The organism is Streptomyces sp. RP5T (genome assembly GCF_003933965.1).
Lineage (GTDB): Bacteria > Actinomycetota > Actinomycetes > Streptomycetales > Streptomycetaceae > Streptomyces.
This window is the reverse complement of record NZ_RSAJ01000006.1, coordinates 1-22,583: the sequence shown is the minus strand read 5'-3', so window position 1 is coordinate 22,583 and position 22,583 is coordinate 1. Positions and strand designations below refer to the sequence as shown.

20 protein-coding genes and 1 pseudogene are annotated in these 22,583 nt (G+C 68.3%); 11 read left to right on the top strand and 10 right to left on the bottom strand.

Annotated elements, in window-relative coordinates; all coding sequences use genetic code 11:
- The first annotated feature begins 290 nt into the window (after window positions 1-290).
- The 3 genes from EHS43_RS01265 to EHS43_RS01255 all read left to right on the top strand — a co-directional run bounded on the left by EHS43_RS01265 (window position 291) and on the right by EHS43_RS01255 (window position 3,460).
- Window positions 291-971, top strand: a complete 681-nt coding sequence (locus EHS43_RS01265; RefSeq protein ID WP_125188605.1) for a PadR family transcriptional regulator — start codon at window positions 291-293, stop codon at window positions 969-971.
- 44 nt (window positions 972-1,015) lie between these two features.
- Window positions 1,016-2,098, top strand: coding sequence for an inositol-3-phosphate synthase (locus tag EHS43_RS01260; protein WP_125188603.1), 1,083 nt, complete (start codon window positions 1,016-1,018; stop codon window positions 2,096-2,098).
- An 87-nt stretch (window positions 2,099-2,185) separates the two neighbouring features.
- A complete protein-coding gene (locus EHS43_RS01255) occupies window positions 2,186-3,460 on the top strand; it encodes an MFS transporter (protein WP_125188601.1) in 1,275 nt (424 codons plus the stop codon).
- An 83-nt stretch (window positions 3,461-3,543) separates the two neighbouring features.
- Here the strand turns inward: EHS43_RS01255 and EHS43_RS01250 are convergent, their stop codons facing one another.
- Window positions 3,544-4,986 carry a CCA tRNA nucleotidyltransferase gene (locus tag EHS43_RS01250; protein ID WP_125188599.1) on the bottom strand — a complete coding sequence of 481 codons (1,443 nt, stop codon included), beginning with the start codon at window positions 4,984-4,986 and terminating at the stop codon, window positions 3,544-3,546.
- Window positions 4,987-5,243: 257 nt separating this feature from the next.
- Here EHS43_RS01250 and EHS43_RS01245 point away from each other — a divergent pair, with 257 nt between their 5' ends.
- The 7 genes from EHS43_RS01245 (at window position 5,244) to trxA (ending at window position 14,946) form a co-directional block, all read left to right on the top strand.
- Window positions 5,244-7,613: a DUF6049 family protein gene (locus tag EHS43_RS01245; protein ID WP_125188597.1), complete on the top strand. Its 2,370-nt coding sequence runs from the start codon at window positions 5,244-5,246 to the stop codon at window positions 7,611-7,613.
- 44 nt (window positions 7,614-7,657) lie between these two features.
- Window positions 7,658-9,949, top strand: a complete 2,292-nt coding sequence (gene murJ / locus EHS43_RS01240; RefSeq protein WP_125188595.1) for a murein biosynthesis integral membrane protein MurJ — start codon at window positions 7,658-7,660, stop codon at window positions 9,947-9,949.
- A gap of 119 nt (window positions 9,950-10,068) precedes the next feature.
- The gene (locus EHS43_RS01235) at window positions 10,069-11,784 is read left to right on the top strand and encodes a protein kinase family protein (protein ID WP_125188593.1); all 1,716 of its coding nucleotides are present in this window, start codon (window positions 10,069-10,071) and stop codon (window positions 11,782-11,784) included.
- Between the two features lie 31 nt (window positions 11,785-11,815).
- Complete coding sequence (sigM, locus tag EHS43_RS01230) at window positions 11,816-12,541, top strand: RNA polymerase sigma factor SigM (protein WP_125188591.1); 726 nt, start codon at window positions 11,816-11,818, stop codon at window positions 12,539-12,541.
- Window positions 12,538-13,434 carry a hypothetical protein gene (locus EHS43_RS01225; RefSeq protein WP_125188589.1) on the top strand — a complete coding sequence of 299 codons (897 nt, stop codon included), beginning with the start codon at window positions 12,538-12,540 and terminating at the stop codon, window positions 13,432-13,434. The genes sigM and EHS43_RS01225 overlap by 4 nt, the downstream gene beginning before the upstream one ends.
- A 166-nt stretch (window positions 13,435-13,600) precedes the next feature.
- Window positions 13,601-14,569, top strand: coding sequence for a thioredoxin-disulfide reductase (trxB, locus tag EHS43_RS01220; RefSeq protein WP_125188587.1), 969 nt, complete (start codon window positions 13,601-13,603; stop codon window positions 14,567-14,569).
- A 44-nt stretch (window positions 14,570-14,613) separates the two neighbouring features.
- A complete protein-coding gene (gene trxA, locus EHS43_RS01215) occupies window positions 14,614-14,946 on the top strand; it encodes a thioredoxin (RefSeq protein ID WP_003991504.1) in 333 nt (110 codons plus the stop codon).
- Between the two features lie 52 nt (window positions 14,947-14,998).
- On the opposite strand, the gene EHS43_RS01210 is transcribed toward trxA, so the two are convergent.
- The 9 genes from EHS43_RS01210 to rpmH all read right to left on the bottom strand — a co-directional run bounded on the left by EHS43_RS01210 (window position 14,999) and on the right by rpmH (window position 21,910).
- Window positions 14,999-15,616, bottom strand: a complete 618-nt coding sequence (locus tag EHS43_RS01210) for a GNAT family N-acetyltransferase (protein WP_125188585.1) — start codon at window positions 15,614-15,616, stop codon at window positions 14,999-15,001.
- A 326-nt stretch (window positions 15,617-15,942) separates the two neighbouring features.
- Window positions 15,943-17,043, bottom strand: coding sequence for a ParB/RepB/Spo0J family partition protein (locus EHS43_RS01205; protein WP_125188583.1), 1,101 nt, complete (start codon window positions 17,041-17,043; stop codon window positions 15,943-15,945).
- On the bottom strand, window positions 17,040-18,113 hold the full coding sequence (locus tag EHS43_RS01200; RefSeq protein WP_125188642.1) for a ParA family protein: 1,074 nt from the start codon (window positions 18,111-18,113) through the stop codon (window positions 17,040-17,042). Before EHS43_RS01200 ends, EHS43_RS01205 begins: the two co-directional genes overlap by 4 nt.
- Window positions 18,114-18,376: 263 nt before the next feature.
- Window positions 18,377-19,093 carry a 16S rRNA (guanine(527)-N(7))-methyltransferase RsmG gene (gene rsmG / locus EHS43_RS01195; RefSeq protein ID WP_125188581.1) on the bottom strand — a complete coding sequence of 239 codons (717 nt, stop codon included), beginning with the start codon at window positions 19,091-19,093 and terminating at the stop codon, window positions 18,377-18,379.
- A gap of 121 nt (window positions 19,094-19,214) precedes the next feature.
- Window positions 19,215-19,727 carry a R3H domain-containing nucleic acid-binding protein gene (locus EHS43_RS01190; RefSeq protein ID WP_125188579.1) on the bottom strand — a complete coding sequence of 171 codons (513 nt, stop codon included), beginning with the start codon at window positions 19,725-19,727 and terminating at the stop codon, window positions 19,215-19,217.
- 15 nt (window positions 19,728-19,742) lie between these two features.
- Window positions 19,743-21,029: a membrane protein insertase YidC gene (gene yidC / locus EHS43_RS01185; protein ID WP_125188577.1), complete on the bottom strand. Its 1,287-nt coding sequence runs from the start codon at window positions 21,027-21,029 to the stop codon at window positions 19,743-19,745.
- Between the two features lie 3 nt (window positions 21,030-21,032).
- A complete protein-coding gene (gene yidD, locus EHS43_RS01180) occupies window positions 21,033-21,383 on the bottom strand; it encodes a membrane protein insertion efficiency factor YidD (protein ID WP_037707204.1) in 351 nt (116 codons plus the stop codon).
- Window positions 21,380-21,751: a ribonuclease P protein component gene (gene rnpA / locus EHS43_RS01175; RefSeq protein ID WP_059208182.1), complete on the bottom strand. Its 372-nt coding sequence runs from the start codon at window positions 21,749-21,751 to the stop codon at window positions 21,380-21,382. The genes yidD and rnpA overlap by 4 nt, the downstream gene beginning before the upstream one ends.
- A 21-nt stretch (window positions 21,752-21,772) precedes the next feature.
- Window positions 21,773-21,910, bottom strand: coding sequence for a 50S ribosomal protein L34 (gene rpmH / locus EHS43_RS01170; RefSeq protein WP_005482975.1), 138 nt, complete (start codon window positions 21,908-21,910; stop codon window positions 21,773-21,775).
- A gap of 383 nt (window positions 21,911-22,293) precedes the next feature.
- On the opposite strand from rpmH, the pseudogene EHS43_RS01160 reads away from it, so the two are divergent.
- A pseudogene (locus EHS43_RS01160) lies at window positions 22,294-22,583 on the top strand (chromosomal replication initiator protein DnaA); the annotation flags it as partial.

Genomic DNA, 22,583 nt, shown 5'->3' with positions numbered 1-22,583 from the left:
GTCCCCCCGAAGTACGGATGTGGTCGGTCGCGCATTCATCCGTACCGCACCGGGACAGTAACGCCCCCCAGGCGTCACTCGGTCCCCGGTGGTGTGCATGCCGCACAGACTACGCACCGTCAAAACCCGCCGAGCTCCGAACTTCACCGCAAATCCGGCAACTTGGTTCGGATGAAACCTTGATGTGATCCCGTTCACCGTCTCCCCACTTGTCGCGCCCGGAAGGGCGTTCTATCGTCTTGATGTATCGAGTCGATACATCGGGGCGAGACAGTGACGAGGAGGCGACGATGAGCCGGCGTTCCGGGATCCTCGAATTCGCCGTGCTCGGCCTGCTCCGCGAGTCCCCGATGCACGGCTATGAGCTGCGCAAACGCCTCAACACGTCCCTGGGCGTGTTCCGGGCGTTCAGCTACGGCACGCTCTACCCCTGCCTCAAGACGCTGCTCGCCAACGGCTGGTTGATCGAGGAACCGGGGAACACCACCGAGGACGCCCTCGCCGCACCACTCGCAGGGCGTCGCGCCAAGATCGTCTACCGGTTGACGGCGGAAGGTAAGGAGCACTTCGAGGAACTGCTCTCGCAGACGGGTCCCGACGCGTACGAGGACGAGCACTTCGCCGCTCGTTTCGCCTTCTTCGGGCAGACCTCGCGCGACGTCCGTATGCGGGTCCTCGAAGGCCGCCGCAGCCGGCTGGAGGAGCGCCTGGAGAAGATGAGTGCCTCGCTGGCACGCACCCGGGAGCGCCTCGACGACTACACGCTTGAGCTCCAGCGCCACGGGATGGAGTCCGTGGAGCGCGAAGTGCGCTGGCTGAACGAGCTCATCGAGAGCGAGCGGGCCGGCCGGGACCTGAAGGGCCCCGGCCATGGAGAAACCGCTCGCGACACCACAGAGGGAGCGCCGGGCGTCCTGCCCCGGTCCGGGGACACCCCCGGGCCGGATACGCCCGGCGACACCGCCACGTGAGGTCCCTGCCAGGGCCTCACTCGTACACACAGGGAGCAACCGGAATGGGTTCGGTTCGCGTAGCCGTCGTCGGCGTGGGCAACTGCGCCGCGTCGCTGGTTCAGGGAGTCGAGTACTACAAGGACGCCGACCCGGCGTCGAGGGTCCCCGGGCTGATGCACGTCCAGTTCGGCGACTACCACGTTCGTGACGTCGAGTTCGTCGCGGCGTTCGACGTCGACGCGAAGAAGGTCGGTCTCGACCTCGCCGACGCCATCGGCGCCTCCGAGAACAACACCATCAAGATCTGCGACGTGCCGAACACCGGTGTGACCGTCCAGCGCGGCCACACCCTCGACGGCCTCGGCAAGTACTACCGCGAGACCATCGAGGAGTCCGCCGAGGCCCCGGTCGACGTCGTCCAGGTCCTCAAGGACAAGCAGGTCGACGTGCTCGTCTGCTACCTGCCCGTCGGTTCCGAGGACGCGGCGAAGTTCTACGCCCAGTGCGCCATCGACGCCAAGGTCGCCTTCGTCAACGCCCTCCCGGTCTTCATCGCCGGCACCAAGGAGTGGGCGGACAAGTTCACCGAGGCAGGCGTCCCGATCGTCGGTGACGACATCAAGTCCCAGGTCGGCGCCACCATCACGCACCGCGTCATGGCGAAGCTGTTCGAGGACCGAGGCGTCGTCCTGGACCGCACGATGCAGCTGAACGTCGGCGGCAACATGGACTTCAAGAACATGCTCGAGCGTGACCGCCTGGAGTCCAAGAAGATCTCCAAGACGCAGGCCGTCACCTCCCAGATCCCCGACCGGGACCTCGGCGAGAAGAACGTCCACATCGGTCCGTCGGACTACGTGGCCTGGCTCGACGACCGCAAGTGGGCGTACGTCCGCCTTGAGGGCCGTGCCTTCGGTGACGTCCCGCTGAACCTCGAGTACAAGCTCGAGGTCTGGGACTCCCCGAACTCGGCCGGTGTCATTATCGACGCGCTGCGCGCCGCGAAGATCGCCAAGGACCGCGGCATCGGCGGCCCGATCCTGTCGGCCTCCAGCTACTTCATGAAGTCCCCGCCGGTCCAGTACTTCGACGACGAGGCCCGCGAGAACGTCGAGAAGTTCATCAAGGGTGAGGTCGAGCGCTAAGGCTCACTCAAACGCTCCTGCCAGGGCTGCAGAAGGTCCCCGGGCTGTCTCGCCCGGGGACCTTCGCCGTATGTGAGGCTGTGCCCCATGTCCGTCGTCCGCGATCTGCGTGTCCTTCTCCGCTTCCGGGACTTCCGGCGCCTGCTCTCCGTGCGCCTGCTCTCCCAGGGCGCCGATGGCGTCTATCAGATCGGGCTCGCCTCCTACGTCGTGTTCTCCCCGGAGAAGCAGGCCTCCGCCGCGGCGATCGCCTCCGCGATGGCGGTCCTGCTGCTCCCGTACTCCTTGGTGGGCCCGTTCGCCGGCGTCCTCCTGGACCGCTGGCGCCGCCGTCAGGTCTTCGTCTACGGCAATCTCGTGCGCGCCCTGCTGGCTTCGGCGACGGCCGTCCTGATGCTCAGCCCCGTCCCGGACTGGCTCTTCTACGCCTCCGCCCTGTGTGTCACCGCCGTCAACCGCTTCGTCCTGTCCGGCCTGTCCGCCGCACTGCCCCGTGTCGTGGACGAGGAACGGCTGGTGCTCGCCAACTCCCTCTCCCCGACAGCCGGAACGCTCGCCGCGACCGTCGGCGGCGGCCTGGCTCTTGCCGTACGCCTGCTGGTCGCCGACTCCGATGCCGTCGTGGTGCTGCTGGGAGCGGGGTTGTACCTGTGCGGTGCGCTCGCCGCCCTGCGCATGCCCGTGGAACTGCTCGGCCCCGACCGTGAGCTGATCCAGCCCGACCTCGGTGCCGCCCTCGCCGGCTCAGCCCGTGACCTGGCCGCCGGTGTACGGCATCTGGCCGCACCCGCCCGCCGGTCGGCCGCCTGGGCGCTCGGCGCGATGTCGGTCATGCGGTTCTGTTACGGCGCGCTGCTCGTCACGGTGCTGATGCTCTGCCGGTACGCCCTGACGTCCGATCCGGACGCCGGACTCGCCCTGCTGGGACTGGCGGTGGGAATCTCCGGCGCAGGGTTCTTCACGGCCGCGGTGATCACCCCGTGGACCGCGGAGAAGCTCGGCCCCGAACGCTGGATCGCCGTGTGCGCGGCAACCGCCGCGGTCCTGGAGCCCGCACTCGGACTCCCCTTCGCGGCCGTCCCCATGCTCATCGCGGCGTTCGTGCTGGGCCTGATCACTCAGGGCGCGAAGATCGCCACGGACACCATCGTGCAGTCCTCCGTCGATGACGGTTTCCGGGGCAGGATCTTCTCCGTCTACGACGTTCTGTTCAACATCGCTTTCGTGGGCGCCGCGGCGGTGGCCGCACTGATCCTGCCGCCGGACGGCCGCTCGGTACCGCTGGTGGTCGCGGTCGCCGTCGTCTACGCGGCGGTCGCCCTGGCCATGCCGAAGGAACGGCAGATGGCGATGGGACAGTGAAGGGGCGATGTTTCATGTGAAACACCGCCCCTCGATGCGCGCGGGGTCGTGTTTCACGTGAAACACGACCCCGTTCGGCGACCTCAGTCCTGCGCGGCCCACCATTCCTTCAGCGCGGCCACCGCTTCGTCGTGCTCCATCGGCCCGTTCTCCAGGCGGAGCTCCAGCATGTGCTTGTACGCACGACCCACGGCAGGACCGGGTCCCACTCCGAGGATCTCCATGATCTGGTTGCCGTCGAGGTCGGGCCTGATCGAGTCCAGCTCCTCCTGCTCCTGAAGCTGGGAGATCCGCTCCTCCAGACCGTCGTAGGCGCGCGACAGCGCGGCCGCCTTGCGCTTGTTCCTCGTCGTGCAGTCCGAGCGGGTCAGCTTGTGAAGCCGGTGGAGCAGCGGGCCCGCGTCCCGCACATAGCGGCGCACCGCCGAGTCCGTCCACTCCCCGGTGCCGTATCCGTGGAAACGCAAGTGGAGTTCGACGAGCCGCGAGACGTCCTTCACGAGCTCGTTGGAGTACTTGAGCGCGGCCATCCGCTTCTTGGTCATCTTCGCCCCGACCACTTCGTGGTGGTGGAACGAGACCCGGCCGTCCTTCTCGAAGCGGCGGGTGCGCGGCTTGCCGATGTCGTGGAGCAGCGCGGACAGGCGGAGGGTGAGGTCGGGCCCTTCCTTCTCCAGCGCGATGGCCTGCTCCAGGACGATCAGCGTGTGCTCGTAGACGTCCTTGTGCCGGTGATGCTCGTCGCTCTCCAGGCGCAGGGCCGGGAGTTCAGGCAGCACGTGCTCGGCGAGTCCCGTGTCGACCAGCAGGGTCAGTCCCTTGCGCGGGTGGGCGGACAGGATGAGCTTGTTCAGCTCGCCCTGGACCCGCTCGGCGGAGACGATCTCCAGGCGCCCGGACATCTCCGTCATCGCGGTGACCACCTCGGGCGCCACCTCGAAGTCGAGCTGCGCCGCGAACCGCGCGGCCCGCATCATCCGCAGCGGGTCGTCCGAGAAGGACGCCTCCGGAGTCCCCGGCGTCCGCAGCACACGCGCCGCGAGGTCGTCGAGGCCGCCGTGCGGGTCGATGAACTTCTTCTCCGGCAGAGCGACGGCCATCGCGTTCACCGTGAAGTCACGCCGGACGAGGTCCTCCTCGATGGAGTCGCCGTACGACACCTCCGGCTTGCGGGAGGTGCGGTCGTACGCCTCGGACCGGTAGGTGGTCACCTCGATCTGGTAACCGTCCTTCTGCGCCCCCACGGTGCCGAAGGCGATCCCGACCTCCCAGACGGCGTCCGCCCACGGCCGAACGATCTTCAGAACGTCATGGGGGCGGGCGTCGGTCGTGAAATCCAGGTCGTTGCCGAGCCGGCCGAGCAGTGCGTCCCTGACCGAACCGCCGACCAGGGCGAGGGAGAACCCGGCGTCCTGGAAGCGGTGGGCGAGTTCGTCGGCGACAGGCGCGACCTCGAGCGGTTCGTTCACCACGCGGTCCTGCACCTGACTCGGGGCACTGAGGTTGTCTTCGTTGGCGTTCGGCACAACTGAAGAGGGTACGTGGCCCGGACGTGCCGGGGCGCCTCCATTAAACGCGCACAGGCTCGCCATCCGGACCTGCACAAGGTCTGCCCCGGAGACGCACGGACGTGCCCCCCTTTATACGTACACATTCGGGACAGTGGGGCAGCCTTCCCTGATCTTGTGGAGCACTCCGCGGCACTTCCCCTCAGCGCACATCGTTACCATGCGTGGACGCACATTCCGACGACCACTGACGACGACGAGGGACGGGCGAGCGCGTGGCCGAGGCGGCAGACTTCCAGGGGACGAGTCCCTCACCTGCCCGCCGCTGGCTGCGGCGTACCGGAGCCCTGCTCGCAGGGGCCCCACTGCTGGCCGGTCTGTGCCAGCTTTCCGCCGCGGCACCCGCTCAGGCCGCCGACGACACCGGTTCGGTGTCCGTCGCTGTCGACACGCTGAGCCCCAGCGTGCCTACGGAAGGTGACACGCTCACGGTGTCCGGGACAGTGACCAACAACGGCAAGCAGGCCGTCACGGCCGCCCATGTGGGACTGCAGGTGGGCCCGGAACTCAACACCCGCTCGTCGATCGACACCCTCGCCGACGACAAGGACTCCCTCCAGGGCCTCACGGGCTCCGAAGTCGGCGGCAAGTACGAGGCGAAGTTCGCGAAGCTGACCCCCGGGGTGTCCGAGCCCTTCTCCATCTCCGTGCCGGTCGACGAGCTGGACCTCGGTGACGCCGGCGTCTACCAGTTCGCCGTCTCCGTGTCGGGCAGGACCGCGGCCCAGGCGTGGGACCAGCCGCTGGGCATCCAGCGGACCTTCCTGCCGTGGCAGGCCGACGAGGCGGACACCAGGACCAGGACGACGTTCCTGTGGCCGCTGATCTCCACCGCGCACATGACGGCGGAGACCGGCTCGAACGCCCAGCAGACGCCGGTCTTCCTCAACGACGACCTCGCCGAGGAGATCTCCGCGGGCGGCCGGCTGGACCGGATGCTGTCGCTGGGCGAGAACCTGGACGTCACCTGGGTGATCGACCCGGATCTGCTGGCCTCCGTCGACGCGATGACCCGCAGCTACCGGATCCAGGGTGCCGGCGACACCACCAGCCCGGGCACACACCAGGCACTCGCCAAGCAGTGGCTGGCCAGGCTGCAGCAGGCAGTGGAGGGCAAGGAGGTCGTCGCGCTTCCGTTCGCCGATCCCGACCTCGCTTCCCTCGCCCACAACGGCACCAGCGTCACCGGCTCGCTCAGCCACCTCGACGAGGCCACCGACGTCGCGGCGACCACGGTGAAGACCGTGCTCCACGTCACACCGAGCACCGACTTCGCCTGGCCGGTGAACGGCGCGGTGGACCCGTCGATCGTCAAGGTCGCCACCTCCGCCGGCGCCGACAAGGTGATCGCCCGCAGCGACAGCCTCCAGGAGACCGCCGGGCTGTCCTACACGCCTTCCGCGGCCCGTCCCATCGGCGGCGGCACCACGGCGGTCGTGGCGGACGCGCGGCTGTCCACGGCCTTCCAGGGCGATCTGACGAGGGCCTCCTCCGCCACGCTCGCCATCCAGCGGTTCCTCGCCCAGAGCCTCGCTCTCGACCTCCAGACGGACAAGCAGCGCAGCATCGTCGTCGCTCCGCAGCGCATGCCCTCGGGGAGCCAGGCCGCCGCCATGGCCCAGGCGATCACCGCGCTGCAGGGCGGGACCTGGTCACAGCCCCAGAAGCTCACCGCGGCGGCCGCGGCCAAGCCCGACCCCGAGGCCACCACCAAGGTGCCCTCCGCCTCCGCCTACCCCGCCGCGCTGCGCAGGCAGGAACTGCCGAAGTGGGCCTTCCAGCAGCTCGCGAGCACGCAGAACAAGCTCGACAACTTCAAGGTGATCCTCTCCGACCAGTCCCGTGTCGTGACCCCCTTCGGGCGGGCCGTGAACCGCGAGATGTCCACGTCATGGCGGGGCCGCGCCACCGAGGCGAGCAGTTTCCGCAGCGACGTCGAGGCCTATCTCGACGAACTGACCTCCCAGGTGAGCCTGATCGACAAGTCGGAGACCAAGCTCTCCGGCCGCAGCGCCACGATCCCCGTGACGGTCCAGAACAACCTGGTGCAGGGAGTGGAGCACCTCAGGCTGCGGCTGACCTCCCTGAGCCCGAACCGGCTCGAGATCGGCGGTTCCTCCTCCTACGAGCAACCCGTCGAGGTCTCGGGCGGCCACAGCCAGACGGTGAAGTTCACCACGACGGCCAACGCCAACGGCAAGGCCTCGGTGATCGCCCAGCTGTACACGGAGGACGGCCAGCCCTACGGCGAGCCCGTCAGGTTCGACGTGAAGGTCACCGAGTTCACGGCCACGGTCATGCTGGTCATCGGCGGCGGTGTCCTGCTGCTGGTGCTGGCAGGATTCCGGATGTACACCCAGCGCAAGCGCGCGGCCGCCCGTGCGGCCGAGCAGCCCGCCCCGGACGACGAGGCGGGCGAAACGGCGGCCGCCCCGGAGAACCCGGAAGGCCCCGGGAACCGTCTCAGGGAAGAGCCCGGCACCGGACCCGGGGCGGACACCCCGGCGCAGCCGAGTGACCTGACAGCGGACACCGAAGCGGAAAGCGCGGACCCGTCCGGCACGGGTGAGAGAGTGGACCGTTGAGGATGTCGTGGCCGGTGGGCCCGGGACGATGAGGTGGGGTAACCATGAACGCGCCGTACGACGGTGATCGCGGTCAGGGCGCGGACAACTCGGGTCGCCCCGAGGGGCCGCGGCCCGAGCATGGCCAGGTGCCGCCGCAGGCTCCCGCGGACATGTACCTCCAGGATGCCTACGACCAGGACCCCTACCGGGCTCAGGACCTCCATGCCCAGGACCCGGTAGCCGAGGCCCGCTACGACCGTGCGGCGCATCCCCCGCCGCCGCCCGGCACCTATCAGCCGCAGCAGCCGCTGTACTCTCAGCCGCCCCATTCGCCGCACGCCCCGGACCCGAACGTCTGGGCACAGACTCCGGCGCCCGAGCCGGAGGGCCCCACGCAGTACCTGCCGTACGGCGACAACCCGCGCACCACGCAGTACGTGGGGGTCGACGACCTCGTGAGCCGGGCCGGCGAGGAACGCCACGAGCCGGACGCCTTCGCCCACCTCTTCCGCGACCAGCAGCAGCGGGGCGGCCGTCCGACGGATCCCCCGTCGGTGCCCGCGCCGGGCGGACCGTCGGCTCCCCCGCAGTACCAGGCTCCTGTGGCGCCCGCGGTCTCTGCCGATCAGACGATGAACCTGGGTACGGCACCGACCGTGGCCGCGTCGGCGGTCCCCGAAGGTCCGGTGGCTCCCGCTGCTCCCGCTGCTGCCGCCAGGAAGGGCGGCAAGGCGGGGGGCCTGCTGAAGTCGAGCGCCGTGATGGCGGCCGGCACGATGGTCTCGCGCCTCACCGGTTTCATCCGGTCGGCGCTGATCGTGTCGGCACTGGGTGTCGGTCTGCTCGGTGACACCTTCCAGGTCGCCTACCAGCTGCCGACGATGATCTACATCCTCACCGTCGGCGGTGGCCTCAACTCCGTGTTCGTGCCGCAGCTCGTGCGCGCCATGAAGGAGGACGAGGACGGCGGCGAGGCCTACGCCAACCGGCTGCTGACCCTGGTGATGGTGGCGCTCGGCGCTCTGACCGCCCTCGCCGTTCTCGGAGCCCCGTTCCTGATCCGGCTGCTGTCCGACTCGGTGGCCGGTGACCCGGCGGCCAACGAGGTCGGCATCACCTTCGTCCGCTACTTCCTGCCCTCGATCTTCTTCATGGGCATCCACGTGGTGATGGGCCAGATCCTCAACGCGCGCGGCAAGTTCGGCGCGATGATGTGGACCCCGGTCCTGAACAACATCGTCATCATCGTGACGCTCGGCATGTTCATCTTCGTCTACGGCAGCGCGGCCAACTCGGGCATGAAGGTCACGAACATCCCGCCGGAGGGGCAGCGCCTCCTCGGTATCGGTGTTCTGCTCGGACTCGTGGTCCAGGCGCTGGCGATGATTCCCTACCTGCGCGAGACCGGGTTCCGTCTCCGGCTGCGCTTCGACTGGCGGGGCCACGGACTCGGCAAGGCCGTGACCCTCGCCAAGTGGACCGTCCTGTTCGTCCTCGCCAACCAGGCCGGCGCGCTCGTCGTCACCCAGTTGTCCACCGCGTCCGGCAAGGCCTCTCCGGTCGACGGCACCGGCTTCTCCGCCTACGCCAACGCCCAGCTGATCTGGGGACTCCCGCAGGCCATCATCACCGTTTCCCTGATGGCGGCTCTGCTGCCGCGCCTGGCCCGCTCGGCGGCCGAGGAGGACAGCGGCGCCGTCCGCGACGACATCTCCCAGGGGCTGCGCACCACGGCCGTCGCCATCGTGCCGATCTCCTTCGGGTTCCTCGCCCTCGGCATCCCGATGTGCACGCTGATCTTCGGCTCCTCGGGCACCAGCGAGGCCACCAACATGGGGTACATGCTGATGGCCTTCGGCCTCGGCCTGATCCCCTACTCCGTCCAGTACGTCGTCCTGCGCGCCTTCTACGCCTACGAGGACACCCGGACCCCCTTCTACAACACGGTCATCGTCGCAGCGGTCAACGCGGGAGCTTCGGCGCTGTGTTACGTAGTGCTGCCGCCGCGCTGGGCCGTGGCGGGCATGGCCGCCTCCTACGGTCTCGCCTACGCGATCGGCGTCGGCGTCGCCTGGAACCGGCTGCGCAAGCGCCTCGGCGGCGACCTGGACGGCAACCGCGTCCTGCGGACCTACGCCCGGCTCTGCATCGCCTCGATCCCGGCGGCGCTGCTCAGCGGAGCGGCCTGCTACGGCATCGGTCACTCGATCGGCCAGGGGGTCGTCGGTTCGTTCGCCGCTCTCATCGCGGGTGGGGCGGTTCTGCTCGGGATCTTCTTCCTCGCCGCGCGCAAGATGCGGATCGAGGAGCTCAACTCGCTCGTCGGCATGGTCCGGGGGCGTCTGGGGCGCTGAGGCAGGGGTACGCGCACAACCATCGTCCGCCACCGTGTGTCGTGCATAGCGGCGGACTGTGGGCACAATTGGATTCTGCGTCGCACGGCGCGCAACGACTGGGGAGGCAGGGAACGACGGTGGCGGAACGGAGCACGGCTGCCGTCGACGTGGCAGACACCAGCGGTGACAAACCGCTGACCGCCAAGGCGGAGCAGTCCACGGCCGACGGCGTCGCCAAGAACCGGGAGCGGGACACGGAAGACGTCGAGGCACAGGGGAGTGGCGGGACCGAGAGTCCTGGCAAGGCGTCATCGCCGGAGTTGCACAGCGGCCACAAACTCGCCAGACGCTACCGTCTCGAGGAGTGCGTCACCCGTCTGGACGGGTTCAGCAGTTGGCGTGCCGTCGACGAGAAACTCCGTCGGGCCGTCGGCGTGCACATCCTGCCCGCGGACCACGCGCGAGCGCGTTCCGTCCTGGCCGCGGCCCGCTCCTCCGCGCTGCTGGGCGACCCGCGCTTCGTCCAGGTCCTGGACGCCGTCGAGGAGAACGACCTCGTCTACGTCGTCCACGAATGGCTTCCCGACGCGACCGAGCTGACCACCCTCCTCGCCCCGGGCCCATTGGAGGTGTACGACGCCTACCAGATGGTCACTCAGGTCGCCTCCGCCATGGCCGCGGCCCACCGTGAGGGCCTCGCGCACCTGCGGCTGAACCCGAACGCGGTCCTGCGTACGTCGAGTGGCCAGTGGCGCATCCGCGGCCTCGCCGTGAACGCCGCGCTGCGAGGCGTCAGTTCGGAGAGCCCGCAGCGCACGGACACCGAGGCGATCGGCGCGCTCCTGTACGCCGCGCTCACCCAGCGGTGGCCGTACGAGAGCGACGCCTACGGCCTGGCCGGTCTGCCCAAGGACGTCGGTCTCATCGCACCCGACCAGGTGCGGGCGGGTGTCCACCGGGGGCTGTCCGAGCTGTCCATGCGGGCGCTCGCCAACGACGGCGCGACCGCCTCCCGCCACGAGTCGGCGTGCACGACGCCCGAGGAACTGGTCAAGGCCATCGGTGAGATGCCCCGCATCCGCCCGCCGGAGCCGGCGTTCACCGCTCCGCCCGAGTACCAGCGCACGACGTACCAGCAGGGCACGTACGGCCGGCCGGCGCCGCACCCCGGTGTCACCCAGCCCGTACCGCCTCCTCCGCCGCCGCTGCAGAGCCGCACGGGCCGTGCCCTGAAGTGGGCGGTCTCCGCTCTCCTCATCGCCGCGCTCGGCCTCGGCAGTTGGCAGCTCGCGGACGCGCTGATGGACCAGGGCGGCAAGTCGGACGAGAACCAGAACCAGACGACCGACGACGGCGACAAGAACAGCACCGCGCCGAAGCCGACGAAGACGCTCAGCATCGAGGACGCCCAGGAGTACGTGGCCCAGGGCGACGCTCAGCATCCCGGTGACGTGAAGCTGACGTACGACAACAGCACGACCACGGGATGGCGGACCAGCAGCTACAAGGACGGTCCGAAGATAGTGATCAAGCCCGGCGTCGGCATCGTCTACGACCTGGGTTCCGCTCAGGACGTGTCGGCCGCGACGCTGTCGTTCCGCTACGGCGGCAACCACACCACGGTCGAGCTGTACGCGGCGGACTCGCTCACGCCGGCCTCGTTGGATTCGCTGGACAAGATCGGTTCGGCCACGACGAACAGCACCGGGGCCACGGTGAAGGTCGGCAAGCAGGTGAAGTCGCGGTACGTCCTGGTGTGGCTCACCGCAATGCCCTACTCCGGGGCCGACTCCGCGAACTACAGCGATGCCGGCTACAAGCAGGCCATCACCAACGTGAAGTTCACCGGCTGAGAACTCACCGCAGACAAGGGGAGGGGGTCCGATGGCAGATGACACCGCGTACGGCGACACCAGCGATCAGGACCTCCTGGCCCGTCACGTAGAGGGTGACCCCGACGCCTTCGGTGAGCTCGTGCGGCGGCATCGGGACCGGCTCTGGGCCGTGGCCCTGCGCACGCTCGGGGACCGCGAGGAAGCCGCTGACGCCGTTCAGGACGCGCTCGTGTCCGCCTACCGGGCCGCTCACACCTTCCGAGGACAGTCCGCGGTCACGACTTGGCTGCACCGGATCACGGTGAACGCCTGCCTGGACCGCGCCAGGAAGGCAGCCTCCCGCAAGACATCTCCCGTGGACGACACCGAGCGCTTGGAGCAGCTCCTGGAGCCGCACGAGTCCGCCTCGGCGCCCGCGGAGCGCAACGACCTCCACCGCCAGCTCCTGGAAGCCCTCGGCACGCTCCCGCCCGACCAGCGTGCCGCGCTCGTCCTCGTGGACATGCAGGGCTACCCCGTGGCCGAAGCGGCTCGCGTCCTCGACGTGCCGACGGGAACGGTGAAGAGCCGCTGTGCCCGGGGCAGAGCCAGACTGCTCCCCCTCCTCACCCATCTGCGACCGGAAAACCCCGGAGAAGGCAGAGAAGCGGGCGCTGGAAGGAACCGGACGCAGGGGACATCCGTCCCACCCGCAGCGGGACCTCCGTCAGGAGACCCGCCGGATGCGGGATCGAGCGATTCAGCCGCAGTGAAGGGCGGAGGTGGGCGAGCGTGACTTCCACGACAGGCACAGACGGGCACCCGGACGTCGCGGAAATCTCCGACCTCACCGAAGGCATCCTCTCCACCTCCAGGACAGCGGACGTACGTCGGCACCTGGACGAGTGCGAACTCTGTGCGGACGTGCACACGTCGCTGGAGGAGATCCGTGGCCTTCTCGGCACCCTGCCGGGCCCGCCTCACATGCCCGCAGACGTCGCCGGCAGGATCGACGCCGCCCTCGCCGCCGAAGCCCTCCTCCAGGCAACCGCTCCTGAAGCCGTGAACGCGCCTGCCCCGATCGAGGGCGCACGTGTTTCACGTGAAACATCGTCCGCCACCGACCGTCCAGCCGGACATGCCCGTACGTCCACGACCGGCCCGGGCCGCAAGGGTCACAAGAGGAACGGACGCCGCAAGGTTGCCGTCCTCGGCGCTGTCTTCACCGTCGCCGCACTCGGCCTCGGCTCCGTCCTGGTGTCGTCATGGGGCGACGGCAAGCCCACCGGCGGGTCACACGGACGTGCCACCGCCTCCGCCGACACCTTCTCCGCGAGCGGACTGGAGAAGCAGGTCTCGGACCTTCTTGCCAAGAAGCAGACCGGAGGCGGAACGTCTCAGGCTCCGCACAGCAACATGGGCGCAGCCACCGTCCCTGGCTCCAAGGATCCTCGCATCCTGGTGACGCCCGAGGTTCCCCCGTGCATCCAGAACGGCATCCACAGCAGTGACTCGCCGCTCGCGACCGCGGACGGCGTCTACCAGGGCACGAAGTCGGTTCTCGTCGTGCTCCGTGATCCCTCCGACAGCACCCGGGTCACCGCCTACATCGTGGACGCCTCGTGCGTGAAGAACGCACCAACCGGCACCGCGAAGGTTCTGCTGAAGCGGTCCTACACCCGTTCCTGAGGGTTCACGCTTCACCTCCGTTCTGCGCGGCAATGCGTACGGTGTGGCCTCTCCGTGTGCCCGGACACACCGGGAATGCGCGCCCCTTAGGATCCGTTGGGTGGGGTGAGAGTTCTGAGAGGCTCCACCGGTCCGACGACGCAGTCCAGAGACGAGGAACCAAGCCGTGAGCGACGTCCGTAACGTGATCATCATCGGCTCCGGGCCCGCCGGCTACACGGCGGCGCTCTACACCGCGCGCGCGTCGCTGAAGCCGCTGGTGTTCGAAGGCGCCGTCACCGCCGGTGGCGCGCTGATGAACACCACCGAGGTGGAGAACTTCCCCGGCTTCCAGGACGGCATCATGGGCCCCGAGCTCATGGACAACATGCGCGCCCAGGCGGAGCGCTTCGGTGCCGAGCTCGTCCCGGACGACATCGTCAGCGTCGAGCTGACCGGCGAGATCAAGACCGTCACCGACACCTCGGGCACGGTCCACCGGGCGAAGGCCGTGATCGTCACCACCGGCTCGCAGCACCGCAAGCTCGGGCTGCCGAACGAGGACGCTCTCTCCGGCCGCGGTGTCTCGTGGTGCGCCACCTGTGACGGCTTCTTCTTCAAGGACCAGGACATCGCTGTGATCGGCGGCGGTGACACCGCGATGGAGGAGGCGACCTTCCTCTCGCGCTTCGCGAAGTCCGTGACGATCGTCCACCGTCGTGACACGCTCCGCGCGTCCAAGGCAATGCAGGAGCGCGCCTTCGCCGACCCGAAGATCAAGTTCGTGTGGGACAGCGAGGTCGCCGAGATCCAGGGCGACCCGAAGCTCTCGGGCCTGAAGCTGCGCAACCTCAAGACCGGCGAGCTCTCGGACCTGGCGGTCACCGGTCTGTTCATCGCGATCGGCCACGACCCGCGCACCGAGCTCTTCAAGGGCCAGCTCGAACTGGACGACGAGGGCTACCTGAAGGTGGAAGCGCCTTCGACCCGCACCAACCTGACCGGTGTCTTCGGCGCCGGTGACGTGGTCGACCACACCTACCGCCAGGCGATCACCGCGGCCGGCACCGGCTGTTCCGCCGCTCTCGACGCCGAGCGCTTCCTCGCCGCCCTCGCGGACGAAGAGAAGGCCGAGCCCGAGAAGACCGCTGTCTGACCCCCATCCCGCCCCACCGCACCAACCCAGTTAAGGAGCCCGCCGTGGCCGGCACCCTGAAGAATGTGACCGACGATTCCTTCGAGCAGGACGTCCTGAAGAGCGACAAGCCCGTTCTGGTGGACTTCTGGGCCGCCTGGTGCGGACCGTGCCGTCAGATCGCTCCGTCCCTCGAGGCGATCGCCGCCGAGTACGGCGACAAGATCGAGGTCGTCAAGCTCAACATCGACGAGAACCCGGGTACGGCCGCCAAGTACGGCGTCATGTCCATCCCGACGCTGAACGTGTACCAGGGTGGCGAGGTCGCCAAGACCATCGTCGGTGCCAAGCCGAAGGCCGCGATTGTCCGCGACCTTGAGGACTTCATCGCCGAGTGATGTTTCACGTGAAACACGATGGGGCCGGTCCGAAAGGGCCGGCCCCATCGCCTTACAGGGGGCGCAAGGCAGGTTCCTTCTGTACCGCACCCAGGAGCCGATCCAGTGCCATCTCCACGTCTTCCTTCCAGGAGAGCGTGGTGCGCAGCTCCAGCCTCAGCCTCGGATACCGGGGGTGGGGCCGGACCGTCTTGAAGCCCACGGCGAGGAGGTGGTCCGCAGGAAGCAGACAGGCGGGTTCCTTCCAGCGGGCATCGCCGAATGCCTCGATGGCCTTGAAGCCCCTCCGCAGCAGGTCCTTGGCGACCGTCTGCACCATTACGCGTCCCAGGCCCTGCCCCTGATAGCCCGGCACGATGAACGACGTCATCAACTGGACAGCGTCCGGAGAGACAGGGCTCGTGGGAAACGCCGTCGAGCGAGGAACGTACGCGGGAGGGGCGTAGAGGACGAAGCCGACCGGTACGTCGTCGACGTAGACGACCCGGCCACACGATCCCCAGTCCAGCAGGACGGCGGAGATCCAGGATTCCTTCTCCAGGGCGGGTGTTCCGGCCTTTACCGCGGCTTCTCCGCTGACGGGGTCCAGCTCCCAGAAGACGCACGAGCGGCAGCGCTGGGGTAGGTCCGGAAGGTTGTCCAGCGTGAGCGGTACGAGCCGACGCCCCATGAAGGCTGTTCCTCGCTTCCTTCGCCCGCCGCGTCGCGGGCGGCCGTCAGAGCGCTCCGCTGTCTGAGCAGACTGCCGACGAATCCGCCGACCGCCCCCAGTCCCAGGCCCGCGCTCACCAGTCCGCTTCTGCTCATCGTTCGCATGGCCCCTGCCTCCCCTCAGAGGTACTGCCGGGTGGATGTGCGCACCCCATCGCATCGTATCCACACAGCGATTCCATCGATACCGACTGAAAGCAAAGAGCGGGCCGTGTTCCGGGACACACCGGACACGGCCCGCTCTTCATGATTCGCCTGGGCAGTCCCACCCTGGCGAGTTCCTTCTCAGGCTTCCGCTTCTTCGTCCTCGCCGTCCAGCAGGCTCCTCTGCAGAACCGGTCCTTCTCCCGGGGCGAGGGAGCTGAGGATGCGCTCAAGGTCCTCCATCGAGGCGAACTCGACGGTGATCTTTCCCTTCTTCTGCCCCAGATCGACCTTCACCCGCGTCTCGAAACGGTCCGACAGACGCGTGGCGAGGTCCGTCAGCGCCGGAGAGACCCGGCCACCGGCCCGCGGACCCTTGGAACGCTGCGCGGTCTGCGGCCGCGATCCCATGAGGGTCACGATCTCCTCGACCGCGCGGACCGAGAGGCCCTCGGCCACAATCCGGTGGGCCAGTCGGTCCTGCTCTTCAGAGTCCTCGACGGAGAGCAGAGCACGGGCGTGCCCGGCGGAGAGCACTCCTGCGGCCACCCGGCGCTGCACCGCCGGCGAGAGCTTCAGCAGACGCAGGGTGTTGGAGACCTGCGGGCGGGACCGGCCGATACGGTCCGCCAGTTGGTCGTGCGTGCAGTTGAAGTCCTTCAGCAACTGGTCGTAGGCGGCTGCCTCTTCCAGCGGGTTCAGCTGGGCCCGGTGCAAGTTCTCCAGGAGGGCGTCCAGAAGGAGCTTGTCGTCGTCCGTGGCCCGGACGATCGCAGGGATCGCGTCCAGGCCGGCTTCACGGCTCGCCCGCCAGCGCCGCTCACCCATGATGAGTTCGTAGCGGGAGGGACCGACCTGCCGTACGACGACCGGCTGGAGAAGGCCTACCTCCTGGATGGAGGTGACCAGCTCCTGAAGCGCGTCCTCGTCGAACACCTCACGCGGCTGGCGCGGGTTCGGCGTGATGGAGTCGAGGGGAAGCTCCGCGAAGTGCGCTCCCATGGGAGGCGCGGGCGTCTCCGCATAGCCGTTGACCACCGGCGTCTCGGTGTCCTGGGAAACAGGCGGCAGCGTGGCCACCTTCGCCGCGGCCACCCCACGGTCGGTCGTCAACACCGGGACGGACGCCGGAGACGCGGAACCAGCGCCCCCCATCGCCGCCGGGGTCGGCGTCTTCTCCGTCGGGGCAGCGGGGATCAGTGCGCCGAGACCACGACCCAAACCCCTCCGTCGCTCGCTCACTGGATCCCCTCCACCATGTTCGGGTTGCTCTGTGCGCCGATGTGCGCCTGCGTCGGGTCATAGCTGACGCCGACGCCCTTCAGCGCGATCTCTCGCGCCGCCTCAAGGTAGGACAGGGCGCCGCTCGATCCTGGATCGTAGGTCAGCACCGTCTGCCCGTAACTCGGCGCCTCGGAGATACGGACCGAGCGGGGAATGCTCGTCCGCAACACCTCGTCGCCGAAGTGGGTGCGCACCTCGTCCGCGACCTGGGACGCGAGGCGCGTCCGGCCGTCGTACATGGTGAGCAGGATGGTCGATACGTGCAAGGTGGGGTTGAGGTGACCCCGCACCAGATCGACGTTGCGCAGCAGCTGCCCCAGACCCTCCAGCGCGTAGTACTCGCACTGGATCGGGATGAGGACTTCCGCACCGGCCACGAGCGCATTGACCGTCAGCAGGCCGAGCGAGGGCGGGCAGTCGATGAGGATGTAGTCCAGGGGCTGCTCGTACGCCTGGATCGCACGCTGCAGTCGGCTCTCTCGTGCCACCAGAGAAACCAGCTCGATCTCCGCACCGGCGAGATCGATGGTGGCGGGGGCACAGAAGAGGCCTTCGACATCGGGGACCGGCTGGACGACCTCGGCCAACGGCCGGCTGTCCACCAGGACGTCATAAATGGACGGAACTTCGGCATGGTGGTCGATACCCAGCGCGGTGGACGCGTTGCCCTGAGGGTCGAGGTCGATCACCAGGACACGGCCGCCGTGCAGAGCCAGCGAAGCGGCAAGATTGACGGTCGTCGTCGTCTTGCCCACTCCGCCCTTCTGGTTGGCAACGACCATGATCCGGGTCTGCTCGGGCCGTGGCAGGCCCTCGCCGGCGCGGCCAAGAGCCTCTACCGCCAGTTGGGCAGCACGACCGATCGGAGTGTCGTCCATCGGGGGCGGTGTTTCACGTGAAACATCCTCCCCCATCGACTCGGTTCGGGGACCGGGGACCGGATCGGTCATCGGTCCCGCGATGTTGGCGTCGGACCGCAAGGATTCACTCTCCTCGACTTCAGGCTCGCAATGAACAGAGCCTCCCATGTCTTCGGGGTCGTGAACCAGTGAGGCCTGTTGTTCTGTGGAGAAATCCACCTCTGTGGACAACTCCGTTACCTCTCCGAGTGACCCGAGAGGCTTTCGGTCGCGGGGTTCGGCCGCGGCGCGGCCCCGGCTGATGATGCCGTGCAGCAGTGAACGACGTTTCACGTGAAACACGATGCAGGGCAGCCGTGCCCGTTCTGCCGCGACACTCCGGCATGCATAGGTTTGGCAGCTTGTGTGGAGTACGTCTCGTCGTCAGACGGTCAGCGACGCCGACGGGTGCGGCCGGTGCGGGCCGCCTTGGCGCGCTTGGCCGCAAAGCGCACTCCGCCGGGGCTTTCCCCGACCTCGACCCGCACCACTGTGGACAACGGGTCGACCACTCCTTCACCCACATGCAGGATGGAGGTCTCCACGGCACCGAGCTTGCTCAGGGCCGTACCCGCTGCCTTGAGCTCCTCCTCCGCGGTGTCGCCCTTGAGCGCGAGCATCTCCCCGTAGGGGCGCAGCAGTGGAACTCCCCATGTCGCCAGCCGGTCCAGCGGTGCCACGGCTCGCGCCGTCACCACATGCACGGGGGTCAGCTTGCCCATGACCTCCTCGGCACGGCCGCGGACGACCGTCACATGGTCCAGGCCCAGCAGCTCCACGACCTCCGTCAGGAAGGTCGTACGCCTCAGCAGCGGCTCCAGCAGCGTGATCCTCAGGTCCTCGCGGACGAGAGCCAGGGGAATACCGGGCAGACCGGCGCCCGAGCCGACGTCGCACACCGTCACGCCCTCCGGAACGACCTCCGAGAGCACCGCGCAGTTCAGCAGGTGCCGCTCCCACAGCCGGGGTACTTCACGGGGACCGATGAGACCACGCTGCACACCCGCCTCGGCGAGGAGCTCGGCGTAGCGCACCGCGTCCTCGAAGCGATCGCCGAACACCTCGCGCGCCTGCTCGGGCGCGGGGGGAAGCTCCGCTGCCTCCGTCACGGGGAACCGTCCTTCCGTACCGCATCATCAGCGCACCGGGCGCCGACCATCAGAACTATCAGGCTGACAAGGTTCGGCCCCGCCTGCTCTACAGACGGGGCCGGTGGAACGTACGGACCGATCAGGCGGGAAGCACGACGACGAAGCGCTGCGGCTCCTCGCCCTCCGACTCGCTGCGCAGCCCGGCGGCCTTGATCGCGTCGTGCACGACCTTGCGCTCGAACGGCGTCATCGGCTTGAGCTTTACGGACTCGCCGGTGCTCTTCACCTCGGCGGCGGCCTTGGCGCCCAGCTCGGAGAGCTCGGCACGCTTCTTGGCCCGGTAGCCGGCGATGTCCAGCATCAGACGGCTGCGGTCCCCGGTCTCCCGGTGCACGGCCAGGCGGGTGAGCTCCTGCAGGGCTTCCAGCACCTCGCCGTCACGGCCGACCAGCTTCTGCAGGTCGCGGCCGCCCGCGTCGCTGATGATCGAGACAGCTGCGCGGTCGGCCTCGACGTCCATGTCGATGTCGCCGTCGAGGTCGGCGATGTCGAGCAGGCCCTCGAGGTAGTCCGCCGCGATCTCACCCTCCTGCTCCAGGCGAGTCAGGGTGTCTGCACCCTCGGCAGCGGCGGAGGTGGTGCCTTCCGTCACGGGATGGACTCCTTCTTACTTCTTGGACGGGGACTTGGGCCGCTGCGGACCCTTGCGCTGTCCGGACTGGGCCTTGCTGCGGGTACCGCCGCCGGACTGCTTCTTGGCGGGAGCGGCGGGCTTGGCGTCCTCGGGCTCGTCGGACTTGGTGAGCGAGGTCGGCTCCGACGGCTGGGTGTCACCGGTGGCCTTCGAGCCGGCCGAGGCGGCACCCGACTGGCGCTGGGACTTGCTCTGCCGCTTCGGCTGCTGGCGCTTGGGAGCAGCCGCGCTGGCCGTCGAACCGTCCTCGGTCTGGACCGCGGCCTGGGACTCGCTCTGGATGACCGAACCGTCGGCCTGGGCCGCGAGGCCGGCCTTGTTCAGACCGTTGATGAACTTGCGCTCGTGCTCGTTGCGGTCGCGGCCCTTGGCGACGATCGCCTTGATGATGGTGCGCTCGCTGCGCTTGCGGGCCTTGCCGTGCTGCGTGACGTGCTTGGTCAGGCGCTCCAGGTAGGCGGCCTGCGCCTTGGAACCCGGGGTCGGGTTGTTGCGGATGACGTACATCTGCTGACCCATGGTCCACACGTTGGTGGTCAGCCAGTAGACGAGGACACCGACGGGGAAGTTGATGCCGAAGACGGCGAACATGACCGGGAAGACGTACATCAGCATCTTCTGCTGCTGCATGAACGGCGTCTTGACCGTGGTGTCGACGTTCTTCGTCATCAGCTGGCGCTGCGTGTAGAACTGCGACGCCGACATCAGGACGATCATGACCGCGGTGACGACGCGGACGTCGGTCAGCGAGGCGCCGAGCGACTCGACCTTGAGCGACCCGTCCGTGAACTTCGCGGCCAGCGGTGCGCCGAAGATGTGCGCCTTACGGGCGCTGGCCAGCAGCGACTCGTTGATGACACCGATGGTGTCGCCCGTCGCGATGCCGTTGAGCACGTGATACAGGGCGAAGAAGAACGGCGACTGCGCCAGGATGGGAAGGCACGAGGAGAGCGGGTTGGTGCCCGTCTCCTTGTACAGCTTCATCATCTCTTCGGACTGACGCTGCTTGTCGTTCTTGTAGCGCTCCTGGATCTTCTTCATCTCGGGCTGGAGCGTCTGCATGGCCCGCGTCGCCTTGATCTGCTTCACGAAGAGCGGGATCAGGCAGATACGGATCAGGATCACGAGGGACACGATCGACAGGCCCCAGGCCCACCCGGTGTCAGGGCCGAAGATGGCGCCGTACACCTTGTGGAACTGGACGATGACCCAGGAGACGGGTGTCGTGATGAAGCTGAAAAGACTGGCAATCGTGTCCACTAATCATGCTCCTTGGGCATGGGACGGAGTCTCTGCGGCCGGGCTCGAAGGAGTTTGCCCCTCGGTGGCCGAGGCGGCGGAGGGCCCGCCCCTACGTGCACGCCAGGCGTTACGCAGCATTTCGTGCCACCGCGGACGCTTGCGCGGCGGGACATGGTCCACACCGCCCAGCGACCACGGATTGCACCGCAGGATGCGCCAGGCGGTGAGTGCCGTTCCCTTGATCGCACCGTGCCGGTCGATGGCCTGGTAGCCGTAGTGGGAGCACGACGGGTAGTACTTGCACACCGGCCCGAGCAGCGGGCTGATGGTCCACTGGTACAGCTTGATCAGCGCCAGCAGCGGGTACTTCATCGTGCGCCCCCTCCCAGCAGCCGCTGAACGGCGGCATCCAGGTCTCGGGCCAGTTGTTCATGATCGGCGTCGCCCGCCTCGGGCAGCGCGCGTACGACTACCAGGCTACCGGGGGGAAACAGGGCGACCCTGTCGCGCATCAGATGGCGAAGCCTGCGCTTCACCTTGTTGCGCACCACGGCACCGCCCACGGCCTTGCTCACGACGAAACCCGCACGCGTCGGGGGAGCGCTCTCCCCAGGCGCGTGCGGGTCCGTGGCACCGCTACGAAAGTGGACGACGAGGGACGGGCGCCCGGCCCGGCGCCCCCGTCGTACCGCGGTCGCGAAGTCCTCGCGCCGCCTCAGCCGGTTCTCGGTGGGCAGCACGACGGCATGACCTGACCGGGATCAGGCGGACAGGCTGGCGCGACCCTTGCTGCGGCGGTTCGCCAGAATCGCGCGGCCGGCACGGGTACGCATCCGCAGGCGGAAGCCGTGGGTCTTGGCACGACGACGGTTGTTCGGCTGGAAGGTGCGCTTGCTCACTCGGGGGCTCCAGAAATCAATCGGTGGTGGCGGGTGCCGTCCTGGCTGTCACCGTGCGCCCACGAGTAGCTCGCAGTTACGCCCGTGTGCACCGCTTCCCGATCACCTGACGCGATCTGTGCCCATCGGAGGCAGGCGGCAGCAGCCATCGACAACTCGACCTGGTTACGGTACGCGCGGCTACGCCATCCGGTCAAACCAGTGGTCACCGGGGGACACTATCCACAGGCTGGGGACAACAACTTGAACCGCACCCGCCGCCCTGACTACCGTGGCTGAACTCCGATTCGTTCCCTTGACCCCTGTGTTTCGGCTCCACCCCATTTGAATCCCGACTCGTCCCACAACCACACGTTCGTGGGACCCGTGAGAGAGCGTGCCCTGTGGCTGACGTACCTGCCGATCTTGCCGCAGTGTGGCCACGCGTACTCGAGCAACTTCTCGGTGAGGGCCGCGTCCAGGGTGTGGAGGCGAAGGACGAGCACTGGATCCGGCGCTGCCAGCCCCTGGCGCTGGTCGCCGACACCGCCCTGCTCGCCGTACCGAACGAATTCGCGAAGGGCGTGCTGGAGGGCCGACTGGCCCCCGCCGTCAGCGAGACGCTGAGCCGCGAGTGCGGACGCCCGATCCGCATCGCGATCACCGTCGACGACTCCGCCGGCGAGCCCCAGGC

Excerpts from the sequence above, each read along its gene's own strand:
- EHS43_RS01265 (WP_125188605.1), top strand. The coding sequence starts at position 291 with ATGAGCCGGCGTTCCGGGATCCTCGAATTCGCCGTGCTCGGCCTGCTC.
- EHS43_RS01260 (WP_125188603.1), top strand. The coding sequence starts at position 1,016 with ATGGGTTCGGTTCGCGTAGCCGTCGTCGGCGTGGGCAACTGCGCCGCG.
- EHS43_RS01255 (WP_125188601.1), top strand. The coding sequence starts at position 2,186 with ATGTCCGTCGTCCGCGATCTGCGTGTCCTTCTCCGCTTCCGGGACTTC.
- murJ (WP_125188595.1), top strand. The coding sequence starts at position 7,658 with ATGAACGCGCCGTACGACGGTGATCGCGGTCAGGGCGCGGACAACTCG.
- sigM (WP_125188591.1), top strand. The coding sequence starts at position 11,816 with ATGGCAGATGACACCGCGTACGGCGACACCAGCGATCAGGACCTCCTG.
- EHS43_RS01210 (WP_125188585.1), bottom strand. The coding sequence starts at position 15,616 with ATGGGGCGTCGGCTCGTACCGCTCACGCTGGACAACCTTCCGGACCTA.
- EHS43_RS01200 (WP_125188642.1), bottom strand. The coding sequence starts at position 18,113 with ATGGGAGGCTCTGTTCATTGCGAGCCTGAAGTCGAGGAGAGTGAATCC.
- yidD (WP_037707204.1), bottom strand. The coding sequence starts at position 21,383 with ATGAAGTACCCGCTGCTGGCGCTGATCAAGCTGTACCAGTGGACCATC.